At 72.2% G+C, this 14,283-nt stretch carries 17 protein-coding genes; 11 read left to right on the top strand and 6 right to left on the bottom strand.

All coding sequences use genetic code 11. The annotated features are described in order from the left end of the window. Positions 1–90: 90 nt before the first annotated feature. Together ABT154_RS05495 and ABT154_RS05490 are read left to right on the top strand one after the other, a co-directional pair. Positions 91–918 carry a helix-turn-helix domain-containing protein gene (locus ABT154_RS05495; RefSeq protein WP_351853110.1) on the top strand — a complete coding sequence of 276 codons (828 nt, stop codon included), beginning with the start codon at positions 91–93 and terminating at the stop codon, positions 916–918. After that, positions 915–1,121: a DUF397 domain-containing protein gene (locus tag ABT154_RS05490; RefSeq protein ID WP_351853107.1), complete on the top strand. Its 207-nt coding sequence runs from the start codon at positions 915–917 to the stop codon at positions 1,119–1,121. The genes ABT154_RS05495 and ABT154_RS05490 overlap by 4 nt, the downstream gene beginning before the upstream one ends. A gap of 153 nt (positions 1,122–1,274) precedes the next feature. On the opposite strand, the gene ABT154_RS05485 is transcribed toward ABT154_RS05490, so the two are convergent. Further along, the gene (locus ABT154_RS05485; RefSeq protein ID WP_351853104.1) at positions 1,275–2,141 is read right to left on the bottom strand and encodes a DMT family transporter; all 867 of its coding nucleotides are present in this window, start codon (positions 2,139–2,141) and stop codon (positions 1,275–1,277) included. 192 nt (positions 2,142–2,333) lie between these two features. Here ABT154_RS05485 and ABT154_RS05480 point away from each other — a divergent pair, with 192 nt between their 5' ends. Beyond that, a complete protein-coding gene (locus ABT154_RS05480) occupies positions 2,334–2,633 on the top strand; it encodes a hypothetical protein (protein WP_351853102.1) in 300 nt (99 codons plus the stop codon). 14 nt (positions 2,634–2,647) lie between these two features. Further along, positions 2,648–3,832 carry a glutathionylspermidine synthase family protein gene (locus ABT154_RS05475; protein WP_351853100.1) on the top strand — a complete coding sequence of 395 codons (1,185 nt, stop codon included), beginning with the start codon at positions 2,648–2,650 and terminating at the stop codon, positions 3,830–3,832. Positions 3,833–3,847: 15 nt separating this feature from the next. On the opposite strand, the gene rocD is transcribed toward ABT154_RS05475, so the two are convergent. After that, positions 3,848–5,053, bottom strand: a complete 1,206-nt coding sequence (rocD, locus tag ABT154_RS05470; protein WP_351853097.1) for an ornithine--oxo-acid transaminase — start codon at positions 5,051–5,053, stop codon at positions 3,848–3,850. A gap of 472 nt (positions 5,054–5,525) precedes the next feature. Here rocD and trpS point away from each other — a divergent pair, with 472 nt between their 5' ends. Then, positions 5,526–6,539, top strand: a complete 1,014-nt coding sequence (gene trpS / locus ABT154_RS05465) for a tryptophan--tRNA ligase (RefSeq protein WP_351853190.1) — start codon at positions 5,526–5,528, stop codon at positions 6,537–6,539. 101 nt (positions 6,540–6,640) lie between these two features. Further along, a complete protein-coding gene (locus ABT154_RS05460; protein WP_351853094.1) occupies positions 6,641–7,231 on the top strand; it encodes a 2'-5' RNA ligase family protein in 591 nt (196 codons plus the stop codon). A gap of 16 nt (positions 7,232–7,247) precedes the next feature. Here the strand turns inward: ABT154_RS05460 and dprE2 are convergent, their stop codons facing one another. Beyond that, positions 7,248–8,003 (bottom strand): decaprenylphospho-beta-D-erythro-pentofuranosid-2-ulose 2-reductase, encoded by a 756-nt coding sequence (dprE2, locus tag ABT154_RS05455; RefSeq protein ID WP_351853091.1) that lies wholly within the window; start codon positions 8,001–8,003, stop codon positions 7,248–7,250. A gap of 8 nt (positions 8,004–8,011) precedes the next feature. Then, positions 8,012–9,397: a decaprenylphosphoryl-beta-D-ribose oxidase gene (gene dprE1 / locus ABT154_RS05450; protein ID WP_351853088.1), complete on the bottom strand. Its 1,386-nt coding sequence runs from the start codon at positions 9,395–9,397 to the stop codon at positions 8,012–8,014. Positions 9,398–9,745: 348 nt separating this feature from the next. Between dprE1 and ABT154_RS05445 the strand changes: the two genes are divergently transcribed. The 3 genes from ABT154_RS05445 to ABT154_RS05435 all read left to right on the top strand — a co-directional run bounded on the left by ABT154_RS05445 (position 9,746) and on the right by ABT154_RS05435 (position 12,239). Beyond that, on the top strand, positions 9,746–10,255 hold the full coding sequence (locus tag ABT154_RS05445) for a phosphatase PAP2 family protein (RefSeq protein WP_351853187.1): 510 nt from the start codon (positions 9,746–9,748) through the stop codon (positions 10,253–10,255). Beyond that, on the top strand, positions 10,252–11,202 hold the full coding sequence (locus tag ABT154_RS05440; protein ID WP_502969443.1) for a decaprenyl-phosphate phosphoribosyltransferase: 951 nt from the start codon (positions 10,252–10,254) through the stop codon (positions 11,200–11,202). Before ABT154_RS05445 ends, ABT154_RS05440 begins: the two co-directional genes overlap by 4 nt. Positions 11,203–11,330: 128 nt before the next feature. Continuing rightward, a complete protein-coding gene (locus tag ABT154_RS05435) occupies positions 11,331–12,239 on the top strand; it encodes a YihY/virulence factor BrkB family protein (RefSeq protein WP_351853086.1) in 909 nt (302 codons plus the stop codon). Here the strand turns inward: ABT154_RS05435 and ABT154_RS05430 are convergent. Continuing rightward, complete coding sequence (locus ABT154_RS05430; protein ID WP_351853083.1) at positions 12,163–13,431, bottom strand: D-alanyl-D-alanine carboxypeptidase family protein; 1,269 nt, start codon at positions 13,429–13,431, stop codon at positions 12,163–12,165. The two genes, ABT154_RS05435 and ABT154_RS05430, sit on opposite strands and share 77 nt — an antisense overlap. 109 nt (positions 13,432–13,540) lie before the next feature. Here ABT154_RS05430 and ABT154_RS33905 point away from each other — a divergent pair, with 109 nt between their 5' ends. Together ABT154_RS33905 and ABT154_RS05425 are read left to right on the top strand one after the other, a co-directional pair. After that, positions 13,541–13,624: a hypothetical protein gene (locus ABT154_RS33905; RefSeq protein WP_502969449.1), complete on the top strand. Its 84-nt coding sequence runs from the start codon at positions 13,541–13,543 to the stop codon at positions 13,622–13,624. A gap of 44 nt (positions 13,625–13,668) precedes the next feature. Next, positions 13,669–13,926 carry a recombinase family protein gene (locus tag ABT154_RS05425; RefSeq protein ID WP_351853080.1) on the top strand — a complete coding sequence of 86 codons (258 nt, stop codon included), beginning with the start codon at positions 13,669–13,671 and terminating at the stop codon, positions 13,924–13,926. 79 nt (positions 13,927–14,005) lie between these two features. Here the strand turns inward: ABT154_RS05425 and ABT154_RS05420 are convergent, their stop codons facing one another. Then, positions 14,006–14,251, bottom strand: a complete 246-nt coding sequence (locus ABT154_RS05420) for a DUF4277 domain-containing protein (protein WP_351853078.1) — start codon at positions 14,249–14,251, stop codon at positions 14,006–14,008. Between the last annotated feature and the right edge of the window lie 32 nt (positions 14,252–14,283).

The raw sequence follows: 14,283 nt of genomic DNA, 5'->3' as shown, positions 1-14,283 counted from the left end.
ATCGACCGGGCTACCTACAAGGCCACCATCAGCATCAGCATGCTCACGACCGACCCTTGACGCCCCGGCCCCGCCCTTAACTGAACGGCGTTGGTGCTAGACCCCGAGTCCAGCCCGCAAGCGGCCTACGGGGCACATCTGCGCAGCGTGCGCGAGGTGCGAGGGTGGAGCCAGGAGGAGTTGGCTACGCGAACGGCATATTCCAGTCAGCATATTTCTGCTGTTGAAACTGCCCGTAAACCCCCGACCCTTCCTCTTTCGGTGGAGCTTGACGCAGTCTTCGGCCTGAGGGGTACCGAAGATTCCTTCGAGCGCAGGTGGCAGCAGACCCGCCCCGGACCCTTGCTCGAAGGCTTCCCGGAGTACGTTGCCAACGAAGGCGAAGCCGTCGAGATCCGCTTGTACGAGATCGGCATCATTCCGGGCTTGTTGCAGACACCCGGGTATGCGCGCTGTCTTGCGGACAGCAACGTACGGCGCGGCACGATCACACCGGAACGGGCGGACAGACGCGTTCGATTCCTTGCGCAGCGACAAGCGGCGCTTGTTCGTGACCGTCCGCCGATGATGCTGATAGTCCTTGACGAGAGCTGCATCCGCCGCAGGGTCGGCGGCCCCGAGGTCATGGCCGAGCAGCTAGACCGACTCTTGGATGTCGCGGAACAGGCCAACACCGTTGTGCAGATCGCTCCGTACGACATGGGCGAGCATCGATCGCTTGACCTCCCGCTCAACCTGTTGACCCTGCCGGACATGTCCGTGCTTGCGTACGCCGAGTCGCAGATCCGGGGGTACATGGAGCGCAACACAGACTCGGTGTTGACGTTGCTCAAGATCTACCATCTGTTGCAAGCCGAAGCCTTACCACACGCGGCATCGGTGGCCATGATCCGTGAGGCACGAAAGGCTTACCCGTGACGTCCCAGACCCCGCAGTGGTTCAAGTCCTCCCACAGCAACAACGACGGCAACTGCGTGGAGGTCGCCCGCAACCTGGTGCCGACCCTCGGCGTCGTCCCCGTCCGTGACTCGAAGGTTCCGAGCGGCCCGGTGCTGGACGTGCCCGCCGGCGCGTTCTCCGCGTTCATCGAGAGCGTCAAGGTCGGGCAGCTCGGCGCCTGAAAAAACAACAGCCCCGTGCTATCAACGAGTTGGGAGTAGGGCGGGCCTTCGTCATGCCGCTACGTGGGACCGCACCGGGGGCATGAAGGGCAGACCGGTGGGCGGGTCCTGGTCGGGAGTGCGGTCTACCCCTCGTGCTCGGGCCCCGTCCCCCTACCCCTCGTGCTCCGGACCCGACCCCACGCGCGTCACCGCCGGGTCCCCGTCCGGCACCGGCTCCGGGGGTTCGCCGAAGCGGGCCAGGGTCAGGGAGCCCGCCACCGCCACCGCGAAGCCCAGGACCGCCATCCAGCCGTAGCCCTCGCGCGTGGTGTCCCCGAGCCAGGCCACGCCCACGATCGCGGGGCCGATCGTCTCGCCCAGCACCGCGCCCGCCGTGGCCGTGGTCACCGCGCCGCGCTGGAGCGCCGAGGTCAGCAGCAGGAACGCGGACCCGCCGCCCACCAGGAGCGCGTACCAGACGGGGTCCGTGAGGTCGATGCCGTCGATCAGCCGGACCGCGACCTCCACCACCCCGAAGCCGAACCCGGCCCCCAGGCCGAGGACGAGGGCCCGGGACCGCTGTGGCAGCCGGCCGCCGACCACACCGAGCAGCAGCACCCCGAAGGCCGTCGCGAGGAGGGCCCAGCGCATCGCGTCCGAGCCGTCCCGGTGGCCCTCCCGTCCCGAGGCGAGCGCGAGCAGCGCGAGCCCCGCGCAGACCACGGCCACCGCCGCCCACTCCACCCGGCTGAGCCGCACCCGCAGCACCCGGGAGGCGATGACCGCCGTGACCGCCAGGCTCGCGGCGAGGGCCGCGCCCACCACGTAGATGGGGAGCGTGCGCAGGGCGATGATCTGCAGGACGAAGCCCAGACCGTCCATGCCGAGACCGGCGAGGTACCGCCACTGCCGCAGTGCCCGCCACATCAGGGTGACGTCGACGCCGCTGCCGGTCCCCGGCTGCGCGGCGCGGGCCGCCATCGCCTGCAGAACGGAGGCCGCACCGAAGCAGACCGACGAGGCGAGCGCACAAATCATCCCTAGAAGCACGAAACGACTCTAGGTCCTGCCGACGGAGTCCCGACCGGGTCCCGACCGGGTCCCGGCCGGGTCGCGGCCGGAAAGCACCGGCCTACACTGTGCGGTCGCGACAGGCGTGAACGCGACAAGCGTGACCGTGCGACGCGACGGACGCGGCCCCGGCGGTCGCGCGAAGGGGAGGCGGACGGAATGCGGAGGCTGAGGTCGAGCACGGTGGTGCTCGGCGGGATGGGTGTGCTCGCGGCGACGATCACCGCGTGCGGCTCCGAGCCGGACAAGCGGTGCGTGGACCCGCTGACCCGGGAGGAACTGCCCAGCTACCGCTGCGAGAGCGGTGGCGGCGGCGGTGACGACGACAACGGCGGCAGCACCCACGGCTCGTACTACTACGGCGGTTCCGTCCGCGACAAGCGGGTCAGCGGCGGCAGCTTCGACAAGACCGCCGTGGACACCGGCGGCTTCGGCTGCTCCGGTTCCGGCGGCGGCTGAGAGGGGCCCAGGCCATGGAACGGCACACCATAGAACCCCGCCCCGGCTGGCAGGAGACCGTGGAGGAGCAGGGGCTCGTCTACCCGCTGACCCGCCACCCGGACGGTTCGCTCCGCCCGTACTGGGACGAGAGCGCGTACTACTCCTTCACGCTCCCCGAGGTCGAGGCGCTGGAGGAGGTCGTCGAGGAGCTGCACGCGATGTGCCTGGCCGCCGCCGCGCACATCGTCGAGCACGACCGCTTCGCGGAGCTGGGGATCACCGACCCGAAGCTGGTCTCCCTGGTCGCCGAGTCCTGGCGGCGGCGCGCCGAACTCCCATCCCTGTACGGGCGGTTCGACCTGCGCTACGACGGTACGGGCCCGGCCAAGATGCTGGAGTACAACGCCGACACCCCCACCTCGCTGGTGGAGGCCGCCAGCCCGCAGTGGTTCTGGATGGAGGAACGGTTCCCCGGCGCCGACCAGTGGAACTCCCTCCACGAACGGCTCGTCGACGCCTGGCGGCGCCAGGCCCCGCGCCTGCCCCCGGGCCCCCTGTACTTCGCGCACTCGGACGGCGACGAGCTGGGCGAGGACCTGATGACGGTCGCGTATCTGCGCGAGACCGCCCAGCAGGCCGGGATCGACACCGAGGCGCTCTCCGTCGAACGGATCGGCTGGGACCGGCTCTCGCGCCGCTTCGTGGACGACCGGCTCCGCTTCATCCGCAGCTGCTTCAAGCTCTACCCGTGGGAGTGGCTGACCACCGACCGCTTCGGCGGGCACGTCCTGGACACCCTGGACAACGGCGGCGGCACCGGGACGACCTGCTGGATCGAGCCCGCCTGGAAGATGCTGCTCTCCAACAAGGCGCTGCTCGCGATCCTGTGGGAGCTGTACCCGGGGCACCCCAACCTGCTGCCCTCCTACCTCGACGGGCCGCGCGAACTCGCCGCCACGGCCGGCTGGGTCGCCAAGCCGCTGCTCGGCCGCGAGGGCGCGGGCGTCACCCTGCACGAGGCGGGCACGGAACCGTTCGTACGGGACGGGGAGCCCTGCTGCTACCAGGAGCTGGCCCCGCTGCCGGACTTCGACGGCAACCGGGTGGTACTCGGCGCGTGGGTCGTCGAGGACGAGGCGGCGGGGCTGGGCATCCGGGAGTCGGCGGGCCCGGTCACGGACGAGTACGCCCGCTTCCTCCCGCACGTGATCCTGTAGCCGCCGAGCCGACGGTCAGTCCGAGAGCACCCCCCTCAGCTGTTCGAGACCCCAGTCCAGGTCCTCCTTGCTGATCACCAGCGGTGGTGCCAGCCGGATCGTCGAGCCGTGGGTGTCCTTCACCAGCACCCCCCGGTCCATCAGCTTCTCCGAGATCCGCCGGCCCGTGCCGTGGGACGGGGCGATGTCCACCCCGGCCCACAGCCCGCGTCCGCGCACCGCCTCCACCGCGCCGCCGCCCACCAGGAGGCCCAGCTCCGCGTGGAGGTGCTCGCCCAGCTCCGCCGCCCGCTCCTGGAACTCGCCCGTCCGCAGCATCGCGATCACCTCCAGGGCCACCGCGCAGGCCAGCGGGTTCCCGCCGAAGGTCGACCCGTGCTCACCCGGCCGGAACACCCCGAGCACGTCACGGTCGGCGACCACCGCCGACACCGGCACCACCCCGCCGCCCAGCGCCTTCCCCAGGATGTACACGTCGGGCACCACCCCCTCGTGCTCGCACGCGAACGTCCGCCCCGTCCGGCCCAGACCCGACTGGATCTCGTCCGCCATGAACAGCACGTTCCGCCGGCGGGTCAGCTCCCGCACCCCCGCCAGATAGCCCGCCGGCGGCACCAGGACCCCCGCCTCGCCCTGGATCGGTTCGAGCAGCACCGCCACCGTGTTCTCGGTGACCGCCGCCTCCAGGGCCGTCAGGTCCCCGTACGGCACGATCTCGAACCCCGGCGTGTACGGACCGAAGTGGTCCCGCGCCTCGTGGTCCGTGGAGAAGCTGACGATCGTCGTCGTCCGGCCGTGGAAGTTGTTCGCCGCGACCACGATCTTCGCGTGCCCGTCCGGCACGCCCTTCACCTCGTAGCCCCACTTCCGCGCCGTCTTCACGGCCGTCTCGACCGCCTCCGCGCCGGTGTTCATCGGCAGCACCGCCTCCTTGCCGCACAGCTCCGCGAGCTGTGTGCAGAAGTCGGCGAAGCGGTCGTGGTGGAAGGCGCGCGAGGTCAGCGTCACGCGCTCCAGCTGGGCCTTCGCCGCGTCGATGAGACGCCGGTTGCCGTGCCCGAAGTTGAGCGCCGAGTAGCCGGCCAGCAGGTCGAGATAGCGGCGCCCCTCGACATCGGTCATCCAGGCGCCGTCCGCCGAAGCGACGACGACCGGCAGGGGGTGGTAGTTGTGAGCGCTGTGCGCCTCCGCCGAAGCGATCGCGTCTTGGGTGCTCGACACGGGATCTCCGTTCGTCCTGCGGCTCGCGGGATGGACCCGCCGAAGGGGTGTGGCCCCTGCTTTCTATCGTCGCTCGCGACCCGGGCCGGGAAACCTCGTGCGCGCGGCGCGCCAGCCGCCCTTCGACCCCTCCGGCATCTGCATCGGGACCCCGTCCCTCACCTCCCGCGGCCTCGGCACGGAGCACATGGCGGCGCTCGCCGACCGGACCGACCGCGCCGTGACGGCCGCCGGCACCGGCGACGAGCAGGCCCTCGCCACGGTCCGCGCCGAGGTCACCGGCCTGATGGCCGACTTCCCGGCCCCGGGCCTCCCGGTCCAGCGGAGGGCCGGGCCCCGCGCTCCCGTGGACCGGGAGCGCCGGGCCCGCGGGACGCACCGTGTGTTCCCGGTCTCACCGAGGACCGTCCCCGCGACGCGTGGGGGGACGGGCAGTCGAGGATCGCTTCCCGCACCTGAGAGAATGATGTGCATGGCCTCTGACGTTCCCCGCGTGCTCTCCGGAATCCAGCCCACCGCAGGCTCGTTCCACCTCGGCAACTACCTCGGCGCCGTCCGCCAGTGGGTGGCCCTCCAGGAGACCCACGACGCCTTCTACATGGTCGTCGACCTGCACGCGATCACGGTCCCGCAGGACCCCGCGGAGCTGCGCGCCAACACCCGGCTCGCCGCAGCCCAGCTGCTCGCCGCCGGTCTCGACCCGGAGCGCTGCACCCTCTTCGTCCAGAGCCACGTCCCCGAGCACGCCCAGCTCGGCTGGGTCATGAACTGCCTCACCGGCTTCGGCGAGGCCTCCCGCATGACCCAGTTCAAGGACAAGTCCGCCCGGCAGGGCGCCGACCGCGCCACCGTCGGCCTCTTCACGTACCCGGTGCTCCAGGTCGCGGACATCCTGCTCTACCAGGCCGACGAGGTCCCGGTCGGCGAGGACCAGCGCCAGCACATCGAGCTGACCCGCGACCTCGCGGAGCGCTTCAACGGCCGCTTCGGCGACACGTTCACGATCCCCTCGCCGTACATCCTCAAGGAGACGGGGAAGATCTACGACCTCCAGGACCCGGCGATCAAGATGAGCAAGTCGGCGTCCACGCCGAAGGGGCTCATCAACCTCCTGGACGACCCGAAGGTCACCGCGAAGAAGGTCAAGAGCGCGGTCACCGACACCGACACGGTGATCCGGTTCGACCCGGAGAACAAGGCGGGCGTCTCCAACCTCCTCGGCATCATGTCCACGCTCACCGGCACGTCCGTCGACGACCTGGTGAAGAGCTACGAGGGCAAGATGTACGGCGCGCTGAAGACGGATCTCGCCGAGGTCATGGTGGACTTCGTCACGCCGTTCCGGACCCGCACCCAGGAATACCTGGACGACCCGGAGACGCTGGACTCGGTTCTGGCCAAGGGAGCGGAGAAGGCCCGCGCGGTCGCCGCCGAGACGCTGGCGCAGACGTACGACCGGATCGGTTTCCTGCCCGCCAAGCACTGAGCGGGCACGGGACCAGGGGCCCTGGCCCAAAGGGTGGTGGAGGCCGCACACTGGCGGCTGCACCATCCGACACAAGTCGACCGACAACGGAGGAGAACGACGTGGGGACCGTAACGCTCGGCGTTTCGATCGCGGTCCCGGAGCCCTACGGCAGCCTGCTCCAGGAGCGGCGCGCCGGCTTCGGGGACCCGGCCGCCTACGGCATCCCCACGCACGTCACGCTGGTCCCGCCGACCGAGGTCGCGGAGGAGCGGCTGCCGGAGATCGAGGCGCACCTCGCGGGTGTCGCCGCCGACCACCAGCCGTTCCCCGTGCGCCTCAAGGGCACCGGGACCTTCCGGCCGCTCTCGCCGGTCGTCTATGTGAAGGTGCAGGAGGGCGTGCCCCACTGCACCCTGCTCCAGGACCGCATCCGGGACGAGGCCGGGCCGCTGGTGCGCGAGCTCCAGTTCCCTTACCACCCGCACGTCACCGTGGCGCACGGCATCTCCGAGGACGGGATGGACCGGGCGTACGAGGAACTCGCCGGTTACGAGGCGGCCTGGACGTGCCGTTCCTTCGCGCTGTACGAGCAGGGCCCGGACGGGGTCTGGCGGAAGCTGTACGACTACGAGTTCGGCAGCGGCCGGCCCATCTCGGCGGTCCCGGCGCAGGGCGGCAGCCCGGTCGACACACCGAGCCCCACCGCGTAGCGCCGAGAGCCGTAGGTCACACCGGCAGGCGCCGGAACAGCGGCCTCGGCACGTGTCGTACCGCCGCCATCACCATCCGCAGCGCCCCCGGCACCCACACCGTCTCGGAGCGCCGCCGCAGCCCCAGCTCGATCGCGGTCGCGACCGCCTCCGGGGTCGTCGCCAGCGGCGCCTCGGCGAGCCCGGCCGTCATCTTCGAACGCACGAACCCGGGCCGTACGACCATGACGTGCACCCCGGTCCCGTGCAGCGCGTCCCCGAGGCCCTGGGCGAAGGCGTCGAGGCCCGCCTTCGAGGAGCCGTAGATGAAGTTGGCGCGGCGGGCCCGCTCGCCCGCCACCGAGGACAGCACCACCAGCGAACCGTGCCCCTGCGCCTGGAGTGCGCCCGCGCACACCAGGCCCGCCGAGACGGCGCCCGTGTAGTTGGTCTGGGCGACCCGGGCGGCGGCCACCGGGTCGGACTCGTCCCGCGCCTGGTCGCCGAGGACCCCGAAGGCGAGCAGCACCATGTCGATGTCGCCCTCGGTGAAGATCTTCCCGAGCCGCTCCTCGTGCGACGCGGTGTCGAGCGCGTCGAACGGGACCGTGCGCACCTCCGCGCCCAGCACGCGCAGCGAGTCCGCGGCGGCGGTCAGCGCGGGGGAGGGGCGCCCGGCGAGCCAGACGGTACGGGTACGGCGGGCGATCAGCCGGCGGGCGGCGGCGAGGCCGATCTCCGAGGTGCCGCCGAGGACGAGCAGGGACTGCGGGGCACCGAAGGCGTCCTTCACGGGAACTCCTAGAGGTCGAGACGGCGGGCGAGGTCGGAGGTAAAGACGGACCGGGGGTCGAGCTCGGCGCGCAGCGCCCGGAACGCGTCGAGCCGCGGGTACATCGCGGCCAGCGTCTCCGGCCGCACCCGGGAGTCCTTGGCGAGGTAGACCCGGCCGCCCGCGCCCACCACCTCCTCGTCGAGCGCGTCGAGGAAGGCCCCGAGCCCGGGGAGCCCGGTGGGCAGGTCGAGCGCGAGGGTCCAGCCGGGGAGCGGGAAGGAGAGCCAGCCGGGGTCGCCCGCGCCGAAGCGCTTGAGCACGGCGAGGAACGAGGGGCAGCCGCGGTCCGCGATCCGCCGCACCACCCTCCGCAGGGCCTCCTCCCGCCCGTACGGGACGACGAACTGGTACTGGACGAAGCCCTCGCGGCCGTAGATCCGGTTCCAGTGCGGGATGCCGTCGAGCGGATGGAAGAAGGCGGACAGCGACTGCACGGCGCCGGTGCTCCGGCGGGGGGCCCTGCGGTACCAGAACTCGTTGAAGAGCCCGACGCTGCCGCGGCCGAGGAGCCCGCCGGGGACGTACGGGGGAGGGGCGGGCAGCCGTCCCGGCCGGAAGGCGAGCGGGGCGCGGCGGGCCCGGTGGCGGCGGGGCAGCGCGTCGTACGGGGTGTGGTCGCCGCGCGTGAGGACCGCGCGGCCGGTGGCGGAGCCCCGGGCCAGCAGGTCGATCCAGGCGACGGAGTAGCGGTACCGGTGGTCGGTGGCCGTCAGTCGGGCCATCAGGTCGTCGAGGTCGCGGGCGCGCTCGGTGTCCACGGACACGTACGAGGTCTCGACGGGCAGCAGCCGCAGGGTGGCGGAGAGGATCACCCCGGTCAGGCCCATGCCGCCGGTGGTGGCGTCGAAGAGCGGGGTGCCCGGCAGCACGGTCCGGATCTCGCCGTCGGCGGTGAGGAGTTCGAGCGAGGTGACGTGCCGGCCGAAGGAGCCGGAGAGGTGGTGGTTCTTGCCGTGGATGTCGGCGCCGATCGCCCCGCCGACGGTGACGTAGCGGGTGCCGGGGGTGACGGGCACGAACCAGCCGCGCGGCAGCAGCACCGTCATCAGCCGGTGCAGGCTGACGCCCGCCTCGCAGACGACGAGGCCGGCGGTGGTGTCGACGGCCAGGACGCGGTCGAGGCCGGTCATGTCGAGGACGGTGCCGCCGGCGTTCTGGGCGGCGTCGCCGTAGGCGCGGCCCAGGCCGCGGGCGATCGTGCCGCGGGCCGGGTCGGCGCGGAGGGCGTCCACAGCGGCGACGACCTCGGCGTGGGCGCGGGGCCGGTGCACGCGCGCGAGGGTGGGGGCGGTGCGTCCCCAGCCGGTGATCGCTTCGCAGTCCTCGTCCGGGACGCGGGTGTCGACAGCCATGAAGGTGACCGTATAGCCGCCTCTGTCGCTTATGCCGGTATTGCATGGCGGTTCGTCGAAATGGGTGATTAAAGGAGTGTCAGGAAAGCGTGCCCGTGCCCTCGGCCGCACCCCGCGCCACAGTCGCCCTGACCGAGCCGGACGACGAGGCCCGACAGAGGACGAACACGGATGCGCGACGCACGACCGACCGTGACCGGGCGGCCCGACGACACGGGTGAGGGGTGGACGGGGCGGCCCGACGACACGGGTGAGGGGTGGACGGGGCGACCCGACGCCGGGCCGGGGCCCGCCGCCACCCGCTCGGCCGCCCCCGCGCCCCCCTGGGCCCTCGCCGAGCGGCGCGTCCTGCGTGCCCTGCGGGGCTGCGGGCGCCGCCCCCCTGTCGCGGTGCTCGCCCGGGGGCTCTCGTCCGGCGGCGAGCACGGCGCCCTCTGGCTGGCGGCCGGGCTGACCGCCGCCGCCCTCGACCCGCCCCGCCGCGCCGGCTGGCTGCGCGGCACCGCCCTCATCGGCGCCGCCCACCTCGCGAGCATGGGCGTCAAACGCCTGGTGCGCAGGCCGCGGCCCGACCCGGAGACGTACCGGCCCCTCGTACCCACGGCAGGCCGGCACTCCTTCCCCAGCTCCCACGCGACCTCCGCCGCCGCTGCCGCCGTCGCCTTCGGCGTGCTCCACCCGCCCGCCGGCCGGATCGCCGCCCCGCTCGCCACCGCCATGTGCGTCTCCCGGCTCGTCGTCGGCGTCCACTACCCGACCGACGTCGCCGCGGGCGCCCTGCTCGGCGCGGCCACCGCCGCCGTGGGCCGCCGGCTGCTCGTCCCCGCCACGCGCGCGCGTGCGGAGGTCCGGCCGTGACCGAGCGCGCCGGGGCCGCCGTACTCGCCGTGCCCACCGCCGTACCGGACGACCGGCCGGCCCGCACCCCGCTCGGTCCCGCGCTCGGGCTGCTCAGGACCGCCCGGCCCCGCCAGTGGGTCAAGAACGTCCTCGTGCTCGCCGCGCCCGTCGCCGCCGGGCGGCTCGACTCCTGGCAGACCGGCGCCCGACTCGCCCTGGTCTTCGCCCTGTTCACGGCCGCCGCGTCCGCCGTCTACCTCCTCAACGACGCGCGCGACGCCGAGGCCGACCGCGCCCACCCCGTCAAACGCCACCGCCCGGTGGCCGCCGGGCAGGTCCCGGCGGGCCTCGCCGCCGTCACCGGGGTGCTGCTCGGCCTGGGCGCGGCCGTCGCCGCCGCGCTGCTCTGCGGGGCCATGACGGCCGCGCTGCTCGCCGCGTACCTCGTGATGCAGGTCGCGTACTGCGTACGGCTCAAGCACGTCCTCGTCGTCGACCTCGCGGTCGTCGCCACCGGCTTCCTGATGCGCGCGATGATCGGCGGGGTGGCGCTCGGCATCCCGCTGTCCCGCTGGTTCCTCATCACGACCGGGTTCGGCGCGCTCTTCATGGTCGCGGCGAAACGGTACTCCGAGGCCGTGCAGATGGAGGGCGCCGAAGGTGCCACCCGCGCGCTGCTCACCCGGTACACCACCGGCTACCTGCGGTTCGTCTGGCAGCTCGCGGCCGGTGCCGCCGTCCTCGGCTACTGCCTGTGGGCCCTGGAGGCGAGCCCGGCGGAGGCGTTCCTGCCGTGGCGTCAGCTCTCCATGGTCGCCTTCATCCTCGGCGTCCTGCGCTACGCGGTCTTCGCCGACCGCGGCACCGCCGGCGCCCCGGAGGACGTGGTCCTGCACGACCGGCCCCTCGCGGTCATCGGACTCGCGTGGGCGGCGATGTACGGGATGTCGCTCGTGGGACTGTGAGCCCCGCCGGGGGATTCTCGTACGGGGGCCCGACGCGCGGCCGTCGCGCGGTCGCCGCACCCGGGGGCCCGCACACCGAACGAGGGGCAGGCGCAGAAGATGGACCGGTCGAGGGGCAGGCGTACGACATGGACTGGCTGACCAGACTTCCCGTCATCGGCCCATGGGTCGCCGGCTTCATGCGGACCCATGCGTGGCGCGCGTACGAGACCCTCGCCGGGGCCCACTGGAGCAGGCTCGCCGCCGCGATCACCTTCGTCTCCTTCCTCGCCCTCTTCCCGCTGATCACGGTGGCCGCCGCGATCGGCGCCGCACTGCTCAGCGAGGACCGGCTCCAGCGGATCGAGGACAAGCTCGGCGAACAGGTGCCCGGCATCTCCGACCAGCTCGACATCGGCGGGCTCGTCGCCAACGCCGGCACCATCGGACTCGTCGCCGGCGCGATCCTGCTCCTCACCGGCATCAGCTGGATCGGCTCCATGCGGGACTGCCTGCGCGCGGTCTGGGGGCTCGACGACATCGAGGGCAACCCGGTCCTGCTCAAGGGCAAGGACGGGCTCATCCTCATCGGCCTCGGCGGCGTCGCCCTCGCCTCGCTCGCCGCGTCCTGGCTCGGCTCCACCGCCGTCGGCTGGTCCGCCGACCGGATCGGCGTCTCCGGCGACGGGGCCGGCGGGGTCCTCCTCCAGGCCGCGGCCGTCCTGGTCGGCGTCGTCGCCGACTTCCTCATCCTGCTGTACGTGCTGACGATGCTGCCGGGCGTGCACCCGCCCCGCCGCGCGCTGGTCGAGGCGGCGCTGATGGGGGCGTTCGGCTTCGAACTGCTGAAGCTGCTGCTCGGCGGCTATATGAAGGGCGTCGCGGCGAAGTCGATGTACGGGGCGTTCGGCGTTCCGATCGCCCTGCTGCTGTGGATCAACTTCACCGCGAAGCTGCTGCTGTTCTGCGCCGCGTGGACGGCTACGGATTCACGTCGGGAGTCCGCGGCGAGCGACGACGCCGCCCCCGCGCCCCGCCCAGCGGCCAGCGACGGTTGACCAGGAAGACCGCGCCGGCGAGCAGGACGAGCACCCCGCCCGCCACGGCCAGGGCGATCCCGACACCGCCGGACTTCTCCACGGCCGCCGCCCGGACGGCCCCGTCCGGCGCGTTCTTGCCGGGGGCGGGCGCGGAACCCTCGTCCGGGGCGGACGTCTGTGTACGGGCGGACCTCGGCGGCACCAGCTCGCCGACCGGCGTCACCTTCCCGGTCGCCGCGAAGCCCCAGTCGAGCAGCCGGGCGGCCTCGCGGTAGACCGCGTGCTGCTCCTTCGACGAGGGGTTCATGACGGTGACGAGCAGCACCTTGCCGTTGCGCTCGGCGACCCCGGTGAAGGTGGCGCCGGCGTGGGTGGTGTTGCCGTTCTTGACCCCGGCGATGCCCTGGTACGGGGCCACCCCGAGGTCACCGGTGAGCAGCCGGTTGGTGTTCTGGATCTCGAAGGTCTCGCGCTTCTTGCCCGGCTTCTGCTCGCCGGGGAAGGCGGCCCGGGGCGTGGCGGCGTACTCGCGGAAGTCCGGGTTCTGCATGCCGTCGCGGGCGATGAGCGTCAGGTCGTACGCGGAGGAGACCTGGCCCGGGGCGTCGTAGCCGTCCGGTGAGACCACGTGGGTGTCGAGCGCCTGGAGTTCGGCGGCGCGGTCGTTCATGTCCTTCACGGTCTGCCGCAGACCGTTGTTCATGCTGGTCAGGACGTGTACGGCGTCATTGCCGGAGCGCAGGAAGACGCCGAGCCACAGGTCGTGGACGCTGTAGGTCTGCTTCTCCTTGATGCCGACCAGGCTGGAACCCTCGCCCATCCCTGCCAGGTCCGTGGGGGCGACCAGATGGTTCTGGGTGCGGGGGAACTTCGGCAGCAGGGTGTCCGCGAAGAGCATCTTGAGGGTGGACGCCGGGGCGAGCGGCCAGTGCGCGTTGTGCGAGGCGAGGATCTCGCCGTTCTCCGCGTCGGCGACGATCCAGGACCGGCCGGACAGCTCCTTCGGCAGGACCGGGGCGCCGGGCCCCAGCTTCACCTGCGTCCCGGGGGTGCCGAGCAGGGGACCGCCGACCGAGGACATCGCGGCGGGCGGCTTGGGCTGCTGCTTCTCCTTGTCGTCCTTGGGGTTCGCGTGGGCGGGCCCGGCGGTGACGAGAGGCAGGAGCAGTGCGGCGGCGACCGCCCAAGCGGTCTTCTTCGAAGCAGACACGGTCGAGAACGTACAGGTACGGAAGAGCGATCCGAACCCCGGCTGGCGGTTCGCCCGGGCCCGTCCACCCGGACGCGGGGCCACGGAGGCACACGGTGAAACCGGGTTCATGAAGCTCAGTGGCCGCGTCTCCTGGTTCCCGCTCGCGTTCGGGGTGTGGAGCTGGTTCATCTGGATCACTTTCTATTTGTAGCTAACTGGTGCTCTCATGCGACTGAAAAGAGCAGGTGAGAGACCGTGCCCCCCTTCGTTTCGCCCGTGGGAGCCGAGAAGTTGGACACCGTGCGGGTGGCCGTCTACGCGCGGCAGTCCAAGGCGCGCCCCGACTCGTCCGAGGCGTCCCCGGAAGCACAGGTGGCAGCCGGCGAGGCACTGGCGGCGAGCAGGGGGTGGGAGGTTGTTCACACGTTCAAAGACGTGGGGAGGCCGGGTTGGGATCCACATGTGATCCGTCCGTCTTTCGAAGACCTCATGGCCGCCGTGCGCGCGGGCTGAGTGGACGTGGTGGTGGCCGACGAGCTGTCCAGGCTGACCCGCAAGGGCGCGCACGACGCGCTGGATGCCGAAGACGTCCTCAACAGCCCACACCGCTCGGCCCAGCGGGCCACTTTGAACAGGGGGCGGGCGAGGACAGGCGGTTGGCGATCAACGCCTCGACGACCTGTCCGTGGGTGAGGTGGGCGACGTCGCGCACCGGACACAGTCCGTCGATGATGCGGGCGACGTCCAGCCGACGCAGGAAGTGCGCACAGGCCGGCAGCGCCCCCGGCCGCTTCCCGACCACCGCGGTGATCAGAAGCTCGGCACGGGGACGCTGCACACGGGAACGGTCGCGACCGACGAAGACAGGCA

The sequence above is a fragment of the Streptomyces sp. NPDC001728 genome (assembly GCF_040297565.1).
Classification (GTDB): domain Bacteria; phylum Actinomycetota; class Actinomycetes; order Streptomycetales; family Streptomycetaceae; genus Streptomyces.
The sequence above is the reverse complement of the archived record's forward strand: the minus strand, read 5'-3'. Positions and strand labels throughout refer to the sequence as shown.

Coding starts and splice junctions, on each gene's coding strand:
- dprE1 (WP_351853088.1), bottom strand. CDS start 9,397: ATGGCTGTCGACACCCGCGTCCCGGACGAGGACTGCGAAGCGATCACC.
- ABT154_RS05480 (WP_351853102.1), top strand. CDS start 2,334: ATGCGGAGGCTGAGGTCGAGCACGGTGGTGCTCGGCGGGATGGGTGTG.
- trpS (WP_351853190.1), top strand. CDS start 5,526: ATGGCCTCTGACGTTCCCCGCGTGCTCTCCGGAATCCAGCCCACCGCA.
- ABT154_RS33905 (WP_502969449.1), top strand. CDS start 13,541: ATGAAGCTCAGTGGCCGCGTCTCCTGGTTCCCGCTCGCGTTCGGGGTG.
- ABT154_RS05485 (WP_351853104.1), bottom strand. CDS start 2,141: ATGATTTGTGCGCTCGCCTCGTCGGTCTGCTTCGGTGCGGCCTCCGTT.
- ABT154_RS05435 (WP_351853086.1), top strand. CDS start 11,331: ATGGACTGGCTGACCAGACTTCCCGTCATCGGCCCATGGGTCGCCGGC.
- ABT154_RS05475 (WP_351853100.1), top strand. CDS start 2,648: ATGGAACGGCACACCATAGAACCCCGCCCCGGCTGGCAGGAGACCGTG.